The 16,417-nt window shown below is 70.2% G+C and carries 14 protein-coding genes; 9 read left to right on the forward strand and 5 right to left on the reverse strand.

Translation table 11 applies throughout. The features are described 5' to 3' along the window. Positions 1 to 747: 747 nt before the first annotated feature. From ACFVJ5_RS34080 to ACFVJ5_RS34100, 5 genes are all read right to left on the reverse strand, one after another. Positions 748 to 1,920: a glycosyltransferase family 2 protein gene (locus tag ACFVJ5_RS34080; protein ID WP_379226610.1), complete on the reverse strand. Its 1,173-nt coding sequence runs from the start codon at positions 1,918 to 1,920 to the stop codon at positions 748 to 750. A gap of 1 nt (position 1,921) precedes the next feature. Continuing rightward, entirely contained in the window at positions 1,922 to 2,677 is a 756-nt protein-coding gene (locus tag ACFVJ5_RS34085) for an LppM family (lipo)protein (protein WP_379226751.1), read from the reverse strand. Between the two features lie 147 nt (positions 2,678 to 2,824). Further along, entirely contained in the window at positions 2,825 to 3,814 is a 990-nt protein-coding gene (locus tag ACFVJ5_RS34090) for a carotenoid biosynthesis protein (RefSeq protein ID WP_379226612.1), read from the reverse strand. Positions 3,815 to 3,818: 4 nt separating this feature from the next. Further along, positions 3,819 to 5,384 (reverse strand): phytoene desaturase family protein, encoded by a 1,566-nt coding sequence (locus tag ACFVJ5_RS34095; RefSeq protein WP_379226614.1) that lies wholly within the window; start codon positions 5,382 to 5,384, stop codon positions 3,819 to 3,821. Next, entirely contained in the window at positions 5,381 to 6,007 is a 627-nt protein-coding gene (locus tag ACFVJ5_RS34100; protein ID WP_379226616.1) for a GNAT family N-acetyltransferase, read from the reverse strand. The genes ACFVJ5_RS34095 and ACFVJ5_RS34100 overlap by 4 nt, the downstream gene beginning before the upstream one ends. 117 nt (positions 6,008 to 6,124) lie before the next feature. Between ACFVJ5_RS34100 and ACFVJ5_RS34105 the strand changes: the two genes are divergently transcribed. The 9 genes from ACFVJ5_RS34105 (at position 6,125) to mraY (ending at position 16,403) form a co-directional block, all read left to right on the forward strand. Further along, on the forward strand, positions 6,125 to 6,574 hold the full coding sequence (locus ACFVJ5_RS34105; RefSeq protein WP_378636670.1) for an SAV_6107 family HEPN domain-containing protein: 450 nt from the start codon (positions 6,125 to 6,127) through the stop codon (positions 6,572 to 6,574). A gap of 125 nt (positions 6,575 to 6,699) precedes the next feature. Further along, positions 6,700 to 7,128 carry a DUF3040 domain-containing protein gene (locus ACFVJ5_RS34110; RefSeq protein ID WP_378636672.1) on the forward strand — a complete coding sequence of 143 codons (429 nt, stop codon included), beginning with the start codon at positions 6,700 to 6,702 and terminating at the stop codon, positions 7,126 to 7,128. Positions 7,129 to 7,530: 402 nt separating this feature from the next. Continuing rightward, positions 7,531 to 7,962, forward strand: a complete 432-nt coding sequence (gene mraZ / locus ACFVJ5_RS34115; protein ID WP_056816815.1) for a division/cell wall cluster transcriptional repressor MraZ — start codon at positions 7,531 to 7,533, stop codon at positions 7,960 to 7,962. Between the two features lie 193 nt (positions 7,963 to 8,155). Next, positions 8,156 to 9,154, forward strand: a complete 999-nt coding sequence (gene rsmH / locus ACFVJ5_RS34120) for a 16S rRNA (cytosine(1402)-N(4))-methyltransferase RsmH (RefSeq protein ID WP_358072014.1) — start codon at positions 8,156 to 8,158, stop codon at positions 9,152 to 9,154. Then, on the forward strand, positions 9,151 to 10,203 hold the full coding sequence (locus tag ACFVJ5_RS34125) for a hypothetical protein (RefSeq protein ID WP_379226619.1): 1,053 nt from the start codon (positions 9,151 to 9,153) through the stop codon (positions 10,201 to 10,203). Before rsmH ends, ACFVJ5_RS34125 begins: the two co-directional genes overlap by 4 nt. Next, the gene (locus tag ACFVJ5_RS34130; RefSeq protein WP_379226621.1) at positions 10,200 to 12,077 is read left to right on the forward strand and encodes a peptidoglycan D,D-transpeptidase FtsI family protein; all 1,878 of its coding nucleotides are present in this window, start codon (positions 10,200 to 10,202) and stop codon (positions 12,075 to 12,077) included. The genes ACFVJ5_RS34125 and ACFVJ5_RS34130 overlap by 4 nt, the downstream gene beginning before the upstream one ends. 170 nt (positions 12,078 to 12,247) lie before the next feature. After that, positions 12,248 to 13,837: a UDP-N-acetylmuramoyl-L-alanyl-D-glutamate--2,6-diaminopimelate ligase gene (locus ACFVJ5_RS34135; RefSeq protein ID WP_379226623.1), complete on the forward strand. Its 1,590-nt coding sequence runs from the start codon at positions 12,248 to 12,250 to the stop codon at positions 13,835 to 13,837. Continuing rightward, positions 13,834 to 15,330 (forward strand): UDP-N-acetylmuramoyl-tripeptide--D-alanyl-D-alanine ligase, encoded by a 1,497-nt coding sequence (murF, locus tag ACFVJ5_RS34140; protein WP_379226625.1) that lies wholly within the window; start codon positions 13,834 to 13,836, stop codon positions 15,328 to 15,330. Before ACFVJ5_RS34135 ends, murF begins: the two co-directional genes overlap by 4 nt. Continuing rightward, positions 15,327 to 16,403, forward strand: a complete 1,077-nt coding sequence (mraY, locus tag ACFVJ5_RS34145) for a phospho-N-acetylmuramoyl-pentapeptide-transferase (protein ID WP_379226627.1) — start codon at positions 15,327 to 15,329, stop codon at positions 16,401 to 16,403. Before murF ends, mraY begins: the two co-directional genes overlap by 4 nt. Positions 16,404 to 16,417 lie beyond the last annotated feature (14 nt).

A 16,417-nucleotide genomic window follows, 5' to 3' on the forward strand; every position in this document is an offset into this window, starting at 1 on the left:
GGCCCTGAGGGGCCGCCGGTCAGGCACCGGTGCTTGCTCCTTCGTCGCCTACGCACCGGCGCCTGACCGGCGACCCGGCCGCGGACCGGCCACTTCGTGGCCGTCCCTCCCTAGGGGTCGGGAGTGCGGTGGGTGGGTTGGGTGGGTGGGTTGTGGAAGACGGGGACAGGCTGGGTGTGGGCCCGGTGGGTTGTTGGAGAGGGGGACTGGCTGGGTGTGGGCCCGGTGGGTTGTTGGAGAGGGGGACAGGCTGGGTGTGGGCGGTGTGCGGTGTGGTCGTTGGAGAGGGGGTGAGGCGGGGACAGGCTGGTGTGAGGTGTGGTTGGGAGTGCGAGGGCGCAGTGGGACGGGCTGGGTGTGCGGTGTGGTGGGGGTTCGAGGACGGGTGCAGACGGGGTGGACGGCGCTCGCCGAGTAGGCGGGCGTGGCGTCGGGCCCCGCGTATGCCCGTCCACGAGCTCGGGGTGTGCGGTGTGGTTGGGAGTGCGGGCATCGGGGGACTTGTGCCACCGCCCAGGTCGAGCGGGTGCGCGCCTGCCCATCACCCACTCGGCGGCCTTGGTGCGCCTGCGCCATCGTCGACGCGGCGATCGCCTCGGTGTCGCCACGGCCGTCTATGTGACCACTGGCATGGGGTACCAGGGTGTGGGGGAGCCGGCGGATGTGGGGGTCCGCTAGGTGGGGAGGGGAGCGGGCGTGGCGGAATCGGGGGGCTCGGTGGAGTGCTCGGTGTGGCAGAACTGCTGGTCAGGCGTGGTGGGCTAGCGAGTCTTCGGGGGTTACCAGGGGGCGCTGTTTCCAGCGCAGGCTGCCGGTGCGGTGGCGGTGGTGGGAGCGGGTCCACAGGCTGAGGTAGTGGGCCACTGACAGGGGGTGTGCCGCGGCTGAGGCGAGGTCGGGTCCGGTGGGGGGCTTGCGGGTTTCGATGGTGCGGGCGGTGAGGCGGCTCGTGACGGCGGCCAGGTAGCCGAGCAGGCCCGCGCGGCGGGTTCGGCCTCGGCCGAGGATCGCGGCGAGGGGGGGAATCCAATAGGCGAGGGCGGCGAGGATTGCGATGGCTGCGCCGGTGTCGCGGCGGCCGCCGTAGGCCGACCACAGCCAGCGGGTGTAGCCGTCGGTGAGTTCGGTGGCGCCGGTATACATTCGGGTGCTCGCGGCGGGGCCCGCGGTCACCAGGGCGGTGCGGTGGCCTGCTCGGCGGATGGCGCGGGCCAGGTCCAGATCCTCGGTGGCGCTGGCTGCTACGGCCGCGTGGCCGCCGCCGGCGCGGTAGGCCGCGGCGTCGACGGCGAGGAACTGGCCGCACGCTACGGCGGTGGACGGGCGCAGGCTGTGGTTGGCGGGGCCGATGGGCAGGGTCGAGGCCCACGACCAGGCCAGCAGCGGTTGGATCAGGCGCTCGGCGGTCGAACCGGCTTCCTGTATCGGCCACGCCGAGACCAGACCTGCTCCGCGCCTGCGCAATTCGGTCACCGCCGCGGCGATCGCGTGGGGGGCCAGGCGCACGTCCGCGTCGACGAAGACCAGAGCGGCCGCGTCGGTGCGGGCGGCCAAGCGCGCGCACGCGGCGGCTTTGCCGGTCCAGCCGGGGGCGGGGTGGGCGGCCGAACGCAGGACGGTGAAGCGCTCGTCGTCGGCGATCGCGTCGAGTGCGGCTTCGTAGGTGCCGTCGGTGGACGCGTCGTCGAGGATCAGCACGCTCAGGCGGGGGACGCCCACCTGCGCGCGAAGGTCGGCGATCAGCGCGGGCAGGCGCTGCGCCTCGTCGCGAGCGGGGACGCACACCGTGACCGGTTCGATCACGCCCGCCACCCCGCGCGGCAGGGTGCGCAAGGTGACCAGGTTGTAAGCGGCGGTGGCCGCGCCCAGCGTGGCCAGACCGGTGCCCGCCCAGGTCAGGTAGCGGGCCGCCGCGCTCATGTCAGCGGCCCAGTCTGCGACTGGAGATTTCGCGCCACATCTCCGAGGGGGAGAAACCGCCGCGCGGTGCGTTCGGCGGGCCGGGGTTGCGGTCGCGGAACGCCAGGCCCGCGATCAGCGCGGCCACCGCGAGGGTGATACCGCCGACGATGCCCGCCCAGCCCGCGAACGAGCGGGTGTTGGGGTCGGCGTACTTCACCTCGGCGCGCATGGTCGACACCTCGCCCGCGGGCAGCTTCCACGACACGGTGTTCTCGCTGTCGGTGGTCTCACGGGTGCCGTTGGTCTTGGCGACGCGGGCCGGGAACGCGACGGAGAACTGCACGTCCGAGCCGTGCGGCGGCACCGATTCCAGGTCGACCCGCCCGGTCAGACTCACCAGATCGCCACTGCGCTGGAATTCGAGGGTGAACATGCCCTGCGTCTGATCCGACAGGCCACCGAGCTGGCCGACCTCGCCGAAGGACAGATCGTCGAAGAACACCTGGGTACCGATGTACCCGTCCTGGTTGTAGTTCTCCACCCGCACCTTCGCCGCCAACTGCTCCGGCGCCTTCAGCTGGGGCCCCTTGTCCTCAGGCCCCGTAGGCACCACCGCGGCGACGATCCGTCCCGACACGCGATCGTTCGACGACACCCCCATCGACACCTGCACACGCAGGCACCCGGCCAGCGCGGGCACGAGCAGTGCCAGCAGGACGGCAACGGCCGCGACGCGCCGCGCGGGCACGGAACGACGCGGCGAAGGAACGGGCATGTCGGCGACGGGACTCGGCTGCACGGTTGACATCGTGCCAGGCTCAGGCCCCAGAGCCCACACGACGGGCCCAGCACGCACCGCCCACCCGTGCCGATCAGGCATTTTCGCCCGGAATCGGGGGTGTGTCGCGGCGGGCTCGGCCGCTCAGAACGCGTGTCGCCCGGTCCGCGCACGCAGAAACAACGGGATTCCGAGCACGCCGAGGCCGATGAACCCCCAGATCGCCGACGCGGGAAGGCCGAGGAACACCGCGTGCGCGAGGGCCGAACCGAGCCAGGTCCACCCGAACACCGCGACCGGGACCGCCACCGACGGGTCGCGCGGCGGCGGCGGGAAATGATCGAGCAGGGTGAGAAGCACTGCCATGACCGCGGCGACGAGCGCCCATCCCAGGTAATTGGTGTACGGGATCTCGGGGATGCCCGGCAGGCCTGCGTCGGTGACCGACCAGGTCCATTGGCCGTCGGCCACCATCTGCGGATCGAGGAACAGATCCCAGCCGACCGCCCCGAGGACGAACAGCCCCGCACGCCCGACATTCGACCGGCTGAGCAGTCGAGCGTTCGACGCGCTGGACGCCCGCGCATGCAGGGATCCGGACCGACCCGGGCTATGCGTGCTCGACGGGTGCGCGCGGGACACGAGCATGCCCGCGACGATCCAGATCGGGTACAGCCCGCCGGTCCACGCCAACGGCACCGCCAGCGGCACATCGGCGAACGCGGGCCCGAGCCGATCGACGGCATAGGCGTAGCTGCCGAACGGGAATCCGGTCGCGGTGCCGACGATTTCGGCGGTGAGCCCCAGACCGGACACGACGACGAAGAACCCGGTGGCCCAGCGCACTCCGCGCGTCGTCGCCGCGTGCAGCAAGGCGGTCGCGGCGGACAGCACCACCACCGCGACGGTGATCCGGTCGCGCGCGACCCCGGCACTCAACGGGTAGGTGATCTGCACGAGCACCAGGGCCAGCGCGGTCACGGCCGGGATCGCCCGGCGTGGATCGACGCGCAACCAGGCGCGGATCGCGGCGACGGTACGACGACCTGTGTCGAGAACCGTGCCGGTCACCGATACCGCCGAACTGTCGACCCGGTGCCGTCGTGGAGCCGACTCCGGCGGTGTGGCGGGCATGCCTTCATCGCTTGCGCAGCAGCGTGAACCGGCGCTTGCGCCCGTCGCCGAGGACCAGCCGGGCCGCGCTGCGCCCGCTGGCTCCGGAGACTCCGCCGCCGGGATGGGTGGATGCGCCGGTCAGGTACAAACCGGGAGCGCCGGGGACGCGCTGGCCCGACAGCTCGGGCAGCGGCCGCCACAGCATCATCTGATCGAGCGACATCTCCACGTGCATGACGTTGCCGCCGCGCAGACCCATCTCCCGCTCGAGATCCACCGGCGTCTGCACGAATCGTGCGAGCACCGACGAGGTGAACCCCGGGGCGTACCTGTCGACCTCGGCGATGATCCGGTCGGCCTCGTGCTCGGCGTGTGCTGCCCAGTCGCCGCCGTCGGCGAGCTCATAGGGATGCCATTGCGCCCACAGCGATAGCTGATGTTCGCCCGCGGGCGCGATGGACGGGTCGAGCGCGCTGAAACTCATCGCCAGCACCACCGGGCGCGGCGGCAGCGAACCGGCCATGGCCGCGCCGTGAGCAAGTCGAAGCTGTCGGCGGTCGGAGACGAGGAACTGCAGACCACGGGCGGATTCGGCAGGGGAGGCGCCGGGGTACTCGGGTAGCCGGTCGGTGGCCAGGCGCACCACCATGCCGATGCCGGGCCCGACTCGGATGCGGCGCTGCCAGTCGTCGAGGACCGTGGGGTCGAAATCGCCCGCGCGCAGCAGGTCGAGCGTCGACAGGATGTGGGAGCCCGCGATCACCGTGTCGGCGTGCAGTGTCCGGCCCGATTCGGTGGTCACCTGCCACCCGCTGCCGGATCGGCGCAGCGAGGTGACGGCGTCGCCGGTGTGCAGTTCGCCACCGTCGGCACGCAGGCGCGCGATCAACGCCGCGCTGAGCGCCCCACTTCCGCCCACCGCGCGTCCGGGCGGCACTGTATGCATGAGCGCGGCGAACCCGGCCATCGGCGCCGTCCCCGGCTCCGACATCGGCGGACCCGACTGCGCGCCGAACCACGCGAGCGACGCCTTGAGGCGTTCGTCGTCGAACCAGAAGTCCAGCAGCGCGTCGCCGGACTGCAAGAACTCCCGCGACAACGCCGATCCGCCGGCCCGCGCGTCCAGCCCCCAGAACGAGCGAACGAGCCTGCCCGGCGTCGGCGGTCCGCCGAACGACCGCATCACCCGGGCGCTGCGCTCGCCCCACACCCCGACGAAGCGGCGGTATGCGTCAGCGTCCTTGACACCGCAGGCGGCCGCGATCGAGGCGCACGTCTCGTCGAGATCACGGTGGAACACGATCGGCGGGCGCGCACCGTCGGACGGTGTGAAGCCCCATGGATCACAGTCGAGATAGCGCAACCCGAACCGTTCGAGCTCGAGCTCCTCGATGATCCCGGTGTGCCGGATCATGATGTGCGCCGAAGATCCACGATCAACGAGATGGCCGGGGAACCGCGCCACCGTAGACACCGCGCCACCGGGCACCTCGTCGCGCTCCAGCACCTGCACCCGCTGCCCGGCCCGCGCCAGATAACAGGCCGCGACCAGCGCGTTGTGGCCGGATCCGACCACCACCGTCGTCACGGGTACGTGGGCGGCATCGGGAGCCTGCGCCCGAGGATGGCGAACGGCCGGGTATCGCCCGCGAACACGAAATTGCGGATCACATCGGTGAATCCGGCCCGCCGGTACAACTTCCAGGCCCGATTCGCCTCCTCCGGGACTTCCGGCGTCGACAGCAGCACCGCGGCCTCGGCGCGGTCGGCCAGCAATCGCTCGAGCAAGCGCGCGCCGATCCCACGGCCCTGCGCCGCCGGGTGCACGTGCAGCTCGGTGAGTTCGAAATAGTCGGCGAGCAGGTCGCGGGCAGCGGCGTCGGGCCATCCGCAGCGTCGCATTCCGGTCTGTACCTGCTGGTGCCACCACTGCCGCGGCGCACCGCTGTAGCCGTAGGCGATCGCCAGGATCGGCGCGGTGCGCAGGTCGACGCCGCCCGCATCGTCGGGCAGCACCGCGGCCACCGCCCGCCAGCCGGCCCTGGTGGTGTGTTCGGTCCACATCGGGGCGCGGTGATGCTCGGTGCCACGGGGGTAGTCCATGGCGGCGACATAGACCGACAGGGCGTCGTGCAGGCGTGCGCGCAGGGCGGCGACGCTGAGGTCGACGATGACGGGTGCGGGGGTGTGATTCGGCTTGACGGCTGTCATGGCTCTCGTCGATGGCGCGCGAACGCGGAAAGTTGTCGGTGGGTGTCCCTATATTCAATCTCAATTCAAACGTTCGAATGTTAGTTCGATCAGTGCGAGGGGCGAAAGGGGCAGCAGATGGCTGGTCACAACGATGGTCGAGCGCACGCGGGCCACGACGGGCGCGCCGGCGGACTACTACGCCAAGCCGATGCGCTGCTCACCGATTCCGCCTGGGAGCACGAACCGGGGGAGCGGTTCCGCACCGCGTACCTGGCCGCGCTGCGCGGCGCGGGCTCGATGATCGCGCTCACCGGCGCCGATCGCGCGCCGCGAGCACGGTCGCGCAGCGCCTGGGTGTTACTGAGACGCGCCAGCCCGGAGTTCGTGATGTGGGCCGACTACTTCGAGGCGCACTCGCAATTACGGGCCGCGTTGGAGGCCGGATTGGACCGCGCGATCACTGACACACAAGCCGACGAGTTCTGCTCACGGGTGGGCGCATTCCTCTACGACGTCGACGATGCGCTGGTAGCCGCGGCTAAGAGCCTCCCGCAGCCGAGTCGTGGCCGCGACATGACCGCTTAGTTATGACCGAGTAGGTGGTACGCCACCGATCGAACTCGTATCATGGGGAGCAGATAGCCGCCAAGGTCGGCTACCCGTCGCCTACCCGGAGGCGACCAGCCACGCCTAGTGCCGGGGGAGGTACCGTGCCACTCTCCGAGCACGAGCAGCGCATGCTCGAACAGATCGAGAGCGCTCTCTATGCTGAGGATCCGAAGTTCGCCTCGTCCGTCCGCGGCGGACGACTTCGCTCCACGTCGAGTCGACGTAGACTTCAGGCTGCGGCTTTGTTCGCCGTCGGCCTGTTTCTGCTCGTCGCCGGCATCGCCGCCCCGTTCAAGCCGGGCGGTTTCCCGATCATCAGTCTCGTCGGATTCATCGCCATGTTCGGCGCTGGTGTCCTGTTGATGATCGGCAACTCGCGTCGCGCCGCCCGACCGGACGCGACCGAGCCCCCCGCGGCGGGCAGCGGCCCGACCACGGGGCACCCGGCCCGAGGTGGTCGCCAACGCAAGTCCGGCGGCTTCTCCGAGCGAATGGAAGACCGATTCCGACGACGGTTCGAGCAGGAGTAGCTCAGACCTAGCCGACTACGACGGCGGCGTCACATCCAGCACGGGTGCGGCGCCGCTTTCGTGCGTCTATGGGCCCGGCGCTCGACAGAACGCGAGGCCAGGGCGGTTCCCCCACCTTCCCCACCGCTCCCCACACTTCCCCCATCCGGTCACTCGACCGACGTCGCACCTGCGATGTTTGCTGAACGTTGTCGGAACGAGGGGTTGCCGACCCGCGCGGGTTGCCCGAACACGGGATAACCGCGAATCTCAGTGATAGCTGGGATGACCTGCGGAATTGTGTTGGCGGGGAGCAGGATCACTCAGGGTTTCGATTGAAAGTGGGGGAAAGTGGGGTAATGTGGGTCGCGCACTACAGGAGAGGCCGTACGGCGAGGTGAATCCAGTAGGGAGGTGGCCGAGATGTTCCTCGGTACCTACACCCCCCGATTGGACGACAAAGGGCGGCTGACGTTGCCTGCGAAGTTTCGAGACGATCTGGCGGGAGGGTTGATGGTCACGAAAGGCCAAGACCACAGCCTGGCCGTGTATCCGAAAGACGAGTTCACCGCGCTCGCGCGGCGAGCCGCGTCGGCGTCCCGAAGCAACCCGCAGGCAAGGGCTTTCGTTCGAGCGCTGGCGGCGGGCACCGACGAGCAACGTCCGGACGCACAGGGCCGGATCACGCTGTCGCCGGACCATCGGCGCTATGCGAACCTCTCGCGGGATTGCGTGGTGATCGGTTCGGTCGACTTCCTCGAGATATGGGATAAGCAGGCGTGGGAGACCTACCTCGAAGAACACGAGGAGGACTACGCGCAAGCCGGAGACGAGTCGCTGGGCGGAATCTTCTGACCCGGAGCACGCGAGTGCTGCGAGGCCTCTGCCCGGGCGTGGACCCTGACGTACTTCCCCGACGCCAGGTGCCTTGCCCCGGTCAGAGACCTCGAAGCATTCGCATCAACTCGTTCGACAAGCACTCATTCGAAAAGCACTGTGTGGCAAGGCGACCCGTCTGCGACGCGAGGCAGTATCCCGGGAGGTCGAGGTGAACCATGACGCCGAGAACCCCCGTCATGTGCCGGTTCTGCTCGAGCGCGCCGACGATCTGCTCGGCCCCGCGCTGAGCGAACCGGGCGCGGTCTACATCGACGCGACGCTCGGATTGGGCGGGCACGCCGAGCATTTCCTGCGCACCTACCCGCAAGCGCGTCTGGTCGGTCTCGACCGCGACACCACCGCGTTACGCATGGCGGGCGAGCGTCTGGCGCCCTATGCCGACCGGATCACGTTGGTGCACACCCGCTACGACGGGATCCCGGCGGCCCTGGCCGAAGCGGGCCTGGACGAAACCGGTTCCGTCTCAGCCGTTCTCATGGACCTGGGAGTGTCGTCGATGCAGCTGGACGAGGCCGAACGCGGCTTCGCCTACTCCGTCGACGCGCCGCTGGACATGCGGATGGACCCGACGACCGGGATCACCGCGGCCGACGTGCTCAACACCTACAGCCACGGCGACCTGGCCAGGGTGCTGAAAACCTATGGCGACGAACGGTTCGCGGGCAAGATCGCCTCGGAGGTGCTGCGCAGGCGGGCGGTCAAGCCGTTCACCACCAGCGCCGAACTCGTCGAGGTGCTCTACGCGACCATTCCGGCCGCGGCGCGCCGCACCGGCGGACATCCGGCCAAGCGCTCGTTCCAGGCGCTGCGGGTGGAGGTCAACGGTGAGCTCGACTCGCTGCGGGCAGCCTTGCCCGCGGCACTGGATTCACTGCGTGTGGGCGGACGGATTTGCGTCATGTCGTACCAGTCGCTCGAAGACCGGCTGGTCAAACACGAACTCGCGCCACGGATCGTGTCCCGGTCGCCGATGGACCTGCCGGTCGAACTGCCCGGCATGGGACCGGAATTCCGGATGCTGACCCGTGGAGCGGAAAAAGCGACCGAGTCCGAGATCGAGGTCAATCCGCGATCCGCGCCGGTGCGGATGCGCGCGGCCGAACGAATCGCGGAGAGGTCAGGGAGGACACAGGAGGGGACACGATGAGCGTGCGGACGAGCACAGTCGCGGTGCCGAGCAAGACGGCCCGGCGCGTCGAGGCGGCCGAACGAGTGAAGTCCGGTGCGGCACAGCGGGCCTACGCCCGCAAGCGCACCAGAGAACAGCTGCTCGACGGCATCGAACTGCCCGAACGCGCCTCGACGATGGCGGGCCGGATCCCGTTCGTCACCGCGATCATCGGACTGCTCGGCTGCGGCCTCGCCCTGACCCTGTTGCTCACCACCCGTGCCGCCGAGGACAGCTACCAGCTCGGTGACGCCAGGACGGTCAACCGCAAGCTCGCCGACGAGCGGGCCGCGCTGCAGCGCGAGGTCGCCGCCGCCGATTCCGCTCCCGAATTGGCCTCCCGCGCACGTGAACTCGGCATGATCCCCGCGAAGGATCCGGCCCGGCTGGTGATCGGCGCCGATGGCGAGGTCACCGTGATCGGTAACCCGACGCCCGCACAGGGTGCGCCGGTGCCGCCGCTGAACGGTCCGCCGACCACCGCCCCGAACACCCCGGCGCCGGGACATGCCCAGGCGCAGGGTGAGCGGGTGGTTCCGGTGCAGCCGGGTGCGGCCACCGCGAGTCCGAGCGCGCCCACCGGTGCCGCGCCCACCAGCGTTCCGGCGAACGTGCTCGCCTCTCCGCCCGCGCCGACGGCCCCCATCGTGAGCGCGCCGCAGCCCGCGGCCGCTCCGGCCCCGGCTCCGGTCGCTCCCGCCCCGGTCGAAGCGGCCGTCCCCGCCCCGGCGAACGGTCAGGCGCCGGCCTCGGCGAACGGTGAAGTCCCCGCTCCGGTGGACGGCGCTGCCCCGGCCCCGCTCGCCCCGGCGACCGTGCCCGATCGCATCGACGTCGCAGGTCAGGGTGAACCACTGGTCTCGGCCGACACTCCACTGCTCGCACCGGATGTCGTGGCCGACCCGGCGATTCCGGCCGGTGCGCCCTTACCGGGCGCCGCGGCTCCGACCCCCGGTCCACGAGCCCCCTCGGCCGGACCGCCGAGTGAACAGCCGCAGGTCGTCGAATCGCAGGATGGTCCTCGATGAAGCAGAGCGGGCCCGCGTCGCAGCAGCGACGCGGGCCGGTCTCGTCGAGGGCCCGCCGCGCAGGCTCGCTCTCGCCGGACCGGCCGATCCGCCTGCGCCTCGGCGTCGGCCGGGTCACCCTGCTGGCCACGTTGGCCGTGGTCGCGTTGCAGCTGCTCTACATTCAGAGTCTCGCCGCTCCCGCGCTGTCGGCGCAGGCGGCCTCGCAGCGCACCATCAAGGCCACCGAGGCGGCCGTGCGCGGCCCCATCACCGACCGGCACGGCAACCAGCTCGCCTTCACCCTCACCGTGAAAGCCCTGACCTTCCAGCCGGTGACGGTGCGCGAGCAACTGGCCGAGGCCAAGAAGCTCAAGCCCAGCGCGCCGGACCCGGAGCAGCGGCTCGAGGACATCGCGAAGTTCATCCACGACAAGCTCGGCGCACCGACCGAGCAGGAACTGCTCGATAAACTGCGCAGCGACAAGAAGTTCCACTATCTGGCCAAGAACGTCGATCCGCGCGTGGCCGCCGAGATCACCGCCAAGTTCCCGGAGGTCGGCGCCGAACGGCAGGACCTGCGCGAGTACCCCGGTGGCTCGCTGGCGTCCAATGTCGTCGGCGCGATCGGCGGCGACCGGCACGGTCAGATGGGGCTGGAATCGGCACTGGACTCGGTGCTGTCGGGTACCGACGGTTCGCGCACCTACGACCAGGGTTCCGACGGTGCGGTGATCCCCGGCAGCTACCGCGACCTGCAGCCCGCGGTGAACGGCTACGGCGTCGAGCTGACCCTCGACGCGGACCTGCAGTACTACGTGCAGCAGCAGGTGCAACAGGCCAAACAGGTGTCCGGCGCGTCCTCCGCCTCGGCGGTGGTGCTCGACGCCAAGACCGGCCAGGTGCTCGCGATGGCCAACGACGGCACCTTCAATCCCGCACTGGGCCCGAACCACTGGGCCTCGGGCAAGATGGGCAACCCCTCGGTCTCCGAACCCTTCGAACCCGGCTCGGTGAACAAGATCGTCACCGCGGCGGCCGCCATCGAATACGGCGTGACCACCCCCGACGAAGTACTCCAGGTGCCGGGCTCGATCCGCATGTCGGGCGTCACGGTGAACGACGCGTGGCAGCACGACGTCGCGCCCTATACGACCACCGGCATCTTCGGAAAGTCGTCCAACGTCGGCACTCTCATGCTCGCCCAGCGGGTGGGCGAGGACCGCTTCGCCGACATGGTCACCCGTTTCGGGCTCGGCCAGCGCACCGGCGTCGGCCTGCCCGGCGAGAGCGGCGGCCAGGTACCCGCCCGCGACCAGTGGTCCGGCGGTTCCTTCGCGAATCTGCCCATCGGCCAGGGACTCTCGATGACGACCCTGCAGATGACCGCCATGTACCAGGCCATCGCCAACGACGGCCTGCGGATCCCGCCGCGCATCGTCAAGGCCAAGGTCGCCCCCGACGGCACCCGCACCGAGGAACTGCAACCCGACGGCGTACGCGTGGTCAGCCCGCAGACCGCGCACACCCTGCGTGAGCTGTTCCAGGCGACCGTGCAGAAGGACCCGATGGGCGTCCAGATGGGCACCGGCGCACCCGCCTCGATCGAGGGGTACCAGGTGGCGGGCAAGACCGGCACCGCACAGAAGGTCGACCCCGCGTGCCGCTGCTATTCGACCTCGTCGTTCTACAGCACGTTCGCCGGGATGGCGCCCGCCGACAACCCCCGCTACGTGATCGGCATGATGCTCGACGCGCCCGTACGCAGCTCCGACGGCACCGGCGGCGGCTCGGCCGCACCGCTGTTCCACAGCATCGCCTCCTGGGCGTTGCAGCGCGACCGGGTGCCGCCCTCTCCGGATCCCAAGCGACTGGTGCTGGAGGCGGTGTCATAACGGCTGATGCCGCAGTTCTCGGCCCCTTCGTCGCACCCTGTACTCAGTCCGGAGGCGGGCGGGCCGAGAACACCGATTAACTCAACCCGCGTTGTCCGACCGACACCGCGCGTCGGTAACCTGACTGCTCGTCTCGCCCACGCGCTCGATCACTCTCAGAGAGGAGCCTTGTGCCCGCGCAGTCCAGCCCGCACGCGCTCCGGCCAACCACTCCGCTGTCGACGTCGCTGCAGGCCGTGGCGGACCTCGCCGGTGCCACGACGGTGCCCTCGGCGTCCGCCGAGGTGACGGTCACCGGCATCGAGCAGCGCTCCAACGCGGTGCGCGCCGGTGACCTGTTCGCCGCGCTTCCCGGCGCGAACTCGCACGGCGCCCGATTCGCCGCCGACGCGATCGCGAACGGCGCGGTCGCCGTGTTCACCGATGCCGCGGGCGCCGAGCTGATCGGCGACGTCGCGGTGCCCGTGCTGGTGCGCGAGCAGCCCCGCGCGGTACTCGGCGAACTCTCCGCCGAGATCTACGGCCACCCCAGCGATCGGCTGCGCATCATCGGCATCACCGGCACCTCGGGCAAGACCACCACCTCGTATCTGGTGGAAGCCGGTCTGGCCGCGGCCGGATTGTCCACCGGGCTGATCGGCACCATCGAAACGCGGATCGGCGGGCAGCGGGTGCCGAGTGCGCTCACCACGCCCGAGGCGCCGCAGCTGCACGCGATGTTCGCCGCGATGGTCGAGCAGGGCGTGGACGCGGTCGTGATGGAGGTGTCGAGCCACGCGCTCGCGCTGGGCCGCGTCGACGGTGTGCGATTCGCGGTCGGCGCGTTCACCAATCTCTCCCAGGATCATCTCGACTTCCACAAGGACTTCGAGGACTACTTCGCGGCGAAACGTCGGCTGTTCGACGCGGATTCGCCGATTGCCGCGCGCACCGCGGTGATCTGCGTCGACGACGAATGGGGCACCCGCCTGGCCGGTGATCTGGTCGAGCCGGTCACCGTGTCGACCACCGGCGCGGCGACCTGGCAGGTCAGCGGCGACATCAAGACCACCGGCGGCGAGCAGGAGTTCACCGCCGCCGGACCCGACGGCGAACTGACGGTGCGCCTGCGCCTGCCGGGGCGCTACAACGTCGCCAACGCGCTGCTGGCGGTCGCGACCTGCGCCGCGGCGGGCGTCGACCCGGCGATCGTCGCTCCGGCGCTGGCCGTCGTCGACGTGCCGGGCCGGATGCAGCGCGTCGAGCGCGGCCAGGACTTCCTCGCCGTCGTCGACTACGCGCACAAGCCCGCCGCCATCGAATCCGTGGTGACCACTCTGCGCGGCCACCTCACCGAAGCGGGCGTGGGCAGGCTGGCCGTCGTGCTCGGCGCCGGTGGCGACCGGGACGTGGCCAAACGCCCGCTCATGGGCGCCGCGGCCGCACGCGCCGACCTGCTGATCGTCACCGACGACAACCCACGCACCGAGGACCCGGCGGCCATCAGATCCGCCGTGGTGGCCGGTGCGCACGAACTGCCGGCCACCGACCGCGGCGAGATTCGCGAGATCGGCGACCGCGCGGTGGCCATCGGCGCCGCACTCGCCTGGGCGCGCGCGGGCGATGTGGTGCTCGTCGCGGGCAAGGGCCACGAGGCGGGCCAGGAGATCAAGGGCGTCAAGCATCCCTTCGACGACCGCGAGGTGGTCGCGGCGGCGCTGGATGCCCTGCGGATACGACACAGTCCGCACACGGACTCGGAGGACTTGACGGTTTCATGATCGAGATGACACTGCGGGAGATCGCGGACGTCGTCGGCGGCGAGCTGCACGACGTACCCGACCCCCAGGCACTGGTGACCGGTTCGGTCGAATTCGATTCGCGCCGAATCGGTTCCGGCGATCTGTTCCTCGCCCTACCCGGCGCCAACTCCGACGGACACGACTACGCGGCCACCGCGATCGCCGCCGGGGCGGTCGCGGTACTCGCGGCTCGCCCGGTCGGCGTGCCCGCCATCGTCGTGGCCCCCAACCTCGGCGCAGTTCCGGGGACGTCGGTGGCGCTCAGCCACGATGACAGCGTCGGCTCCGGCGCGGCCGTGCTGGCCGCGCTGGCCGAGCTGGCGCGGGTCAGCACCGAGAGGCTGGCCGAGCGCACCGGTCTCACCGTCGTCGGCGTCACCGGGTCCTCCGGCAAGACCTCGACCAAGGATCTGCTGGCCGCCGTGCTGGCGCCGCTGGGTCCGGTGATCGCCCCGCCCGGCTCGTTCAACAGCGAACTCGGCCACCCGTGGACTGCCCTGCGCGCCGGTCTGGACACCAAGTTTCTCGCGCTCGAACTGTCGGCTCGCGGAGTCGGCCACATCGCCGCCGCGGCCCGCATCGCGCCGCCCCGGATCGGCGTCGTGCTCAACGTCGGCACCGCCCACCTCGGCGAATTCGGTAGCCGCGAGGCGATCGCGCAGGCCAAGGGCGAACTCGTCGAGGCACTGCCCGCCGAGGGGCTGGCCGTGCTCAACGCCGACGACCCCAATGTCTCGGCCATGGCGTCTCGAACCAAGGCGCGTGTAGTGAAGGTTGGCCTGTCCGGTGACGCGGATATCCGCGCCACCGATGTGATCACCGACGACCAGGCCCGCGCCCACTTCACCCTGCACGTGGGCGGCGAATCGATCCCGGTGCGACTCGCGGTGCACGGCGAACACCAGGTCGGCAACGCCCTGGCCGCCGCGGCCGTCGCCCTCGAATGCGGCGCCGATCTGGCGACCGTCGCCCAGGCGCTGTCCGGCGCCACCGCGGCCTCGGTCCGCCGGATGGACGTGACGACCACCCCCGCGGGCGTCACAGTCATCAACGACTCCTACAACGCCAACCCCGACTCGGTGCGCGCGGCGCTCAAAGCGCTGGTCACCCTGGCGAAATCGGCCGACGAGCCCCGGCGCAGCTGGGCCGTGCTCGGCGAGATGGGCGAACTCGGCGACACCTCGGTGATCGAACACGACGCGATCGGACGCCTGGCCGTGCGCCTCGACGTCGACCGGTTGATCGTGGTCGGCACCGGACGACCCTCCCACGGGATGCACCAGGGAGCGGTAATGGAAGGCTCATGGGGCGAGGAATCGATCCTCGTTCCCGATATCGACGCGGCGATCGCGCTGCTCGACGACGAGATCGCCGCAGGCGATGTGGTACTGGTCAAGGCGTCGAAGGCGGTGGGCCTGTGGGCCGTCGCCGAGCACCTGACCGGGGCAGCGGAAGGTAATACAGCTCGATGAGGCAAATTCTGTTCGCGGCGGGGATCGCACTGGCGGTGTCGATCCTGCTGACGCCGTTGCTGGTTCGGGTGTTCGCCAGACAGGGCTTCGGCCAGGAGATCCGGGTCGACGGTCCGGCCAGTCACCAGGCCAAGCGCGGCACGCCGACCATGGGCGGTGTCGCGATCCTGATCGGCATGTGGGCGGGCTATCTCGGCTCGCACCTGATCGGTATCGGCTACGACGCGGAAGGTCCGACGGCGTCGGGTCTGCTCGTGCTCGGGCTCACCACCGCGCTCGGCATCGTCGGGTTCCTCGACGACTTCATCAAGCTGCGCAAGCAGCGCAACCTCGGGCTCTCGGCCGCGGGCAAGTACATCGGGCAGACCGCCGCGGCGGTCATCTTCGCGGTGCTGGCCCTGCAGTTCCGCAGCACCGACGGGCTCAGCCCGGCCAGCAAGCACCTGTCTTATGTGCGCGACTGGAACACCGTGTCGATGGGCGCGATCATCTTCGTCGTCTGGGTGCTGTTCCTGGTGGTGGCCTGGTCCAACGCGGTCAACCTGACCGACGGCCTCGACGGTCTCGCGGCCGGTTCGATGAGCCTGCTGCTCGGCGCGTACGTGATCATCACCTTCTGGCAGTACCGCAATTCCTGCTCCACCAGCCCCGAGGCCGGGTGCTACAACGTGCGCGACCCGCTCGACCTTGCCCTGGTCTGCGCCGCCGCGGCCGCCGCGTGCATCGGATTCCTGTGGTGGAACGCCGCACCCGCGCGAATCTTCATGGGCGACACCGGTTCGCTGGCGCTCGGCGGCCTGATCGCCGGTCTGTCGATCACCACCCGCACCGAGCTGCTGATGGCCGTGATCGGCGCGCTGTTCGTCGCCGAGGCGGCATCGGTCATGCTGCAGGTGGCGGTGTACCGCACCACGCGCAATCGGTTGTTCAAGATGGCGCCGTTCCACCATCACTTCGAGTTGAGTAAGTGGGCCGAAACCACGGTGATCATCCGGTTCTGGATTTTGGCGGGCATCTCCGCCGCGGTGGGCCTCGGCCTGTTCTACAGCGAATATCTTTCACAGGTCGGGTGAGCACAGACATGGTC

Source organism: Nocardia sp. NPDC127606 (assembly GCF_042671725.1).
In the GTDB taxonomy this organism is placed as follows: domain Bacteria; phylum Actinomycetota; class Actinomycetes; order Mycobacteriales; family Mycobacteriaceae; genus Nocardia.

What these genes read in the sequence shown, in the direction of transcription:
- ACFVJ5_RS34080 (WP_379226610.1), bottom strand. Translation starts at nt 1,920, where the DNA reads ATGAGCGCGGCGGCCCGCTACCTGACCTGGGCGGGCACCGGTCTGGCC.
- murF (WP_379226625.1), top strand. Translation starts at nt 13,834, where the DNA reads ATGATCGAGATGACACTGCGGGAGATCGCGGACGTCGTCGGCGGCGAG.
- mraY (WP_379226627.1), top strand. Translation starts at nt 15,327, where the DNA reads ATGAGGCAAATTCTGTTCGCGGCGGGGATCGCACTGGCGGTGTCGATC.
- ACFVJ5_RS34130 (WP_379226621.1), top strand. Translation starts at nt 10,200, where the DNA reads ATGAAGCAGAGCGGGCCCGCGTCGCAGCAGCGACGCGGGCCGGTCTCG.
- ACFVJ5_RS34125 (WP_379226619.1), top strand. Translation starts at nt 9,151, where the DNA reads ATGAGCGTGCGGACGAGCACAGTCGCGGTGCCGAGCAAGACGGCCCGG.
- ACFVJ5_RS34085 (WP_379226751.1), bottom strand. Translation starts at nt 2,677, where the DNA reads ATGCCCGTTCCTTCGCCGCGTCGTTCCGTGCCCGCGCGGCGCGTCGCG.
- ACFVJ5_RS34090 (WP_379226612.1), bottom strand. Translation starts at nt 3,814, where the DNA reads ATGCCCGCCACACCGCCGGAGTCGGCTCCACGACGGCACCGGGTCGAC.
- ACFVJ5_RS34100 (WP_379226616.1), bottom strand. Translation starts at nt 6,007, where the DNA reads ATGACAGCCGTCAAGCCGAATCACACCCCCGCACCCGTCATCGTCGAC.
- mraZ (WP_056816815.1), top strand. Translation starts at nt 7,531, where the DNA reads ATGTTCCTCGGTACCTACACCCCCCGATTGGACGACAAAGGGCGGCTG.
- ACFVJ5_RS34105 (WP_378636670.1), top strand. Translation starts at nt 6,125, where the DNA reads ATGGCTGGTCACAACGATGGTCGAGCGCACGCGGGCCACGACGGGCGC.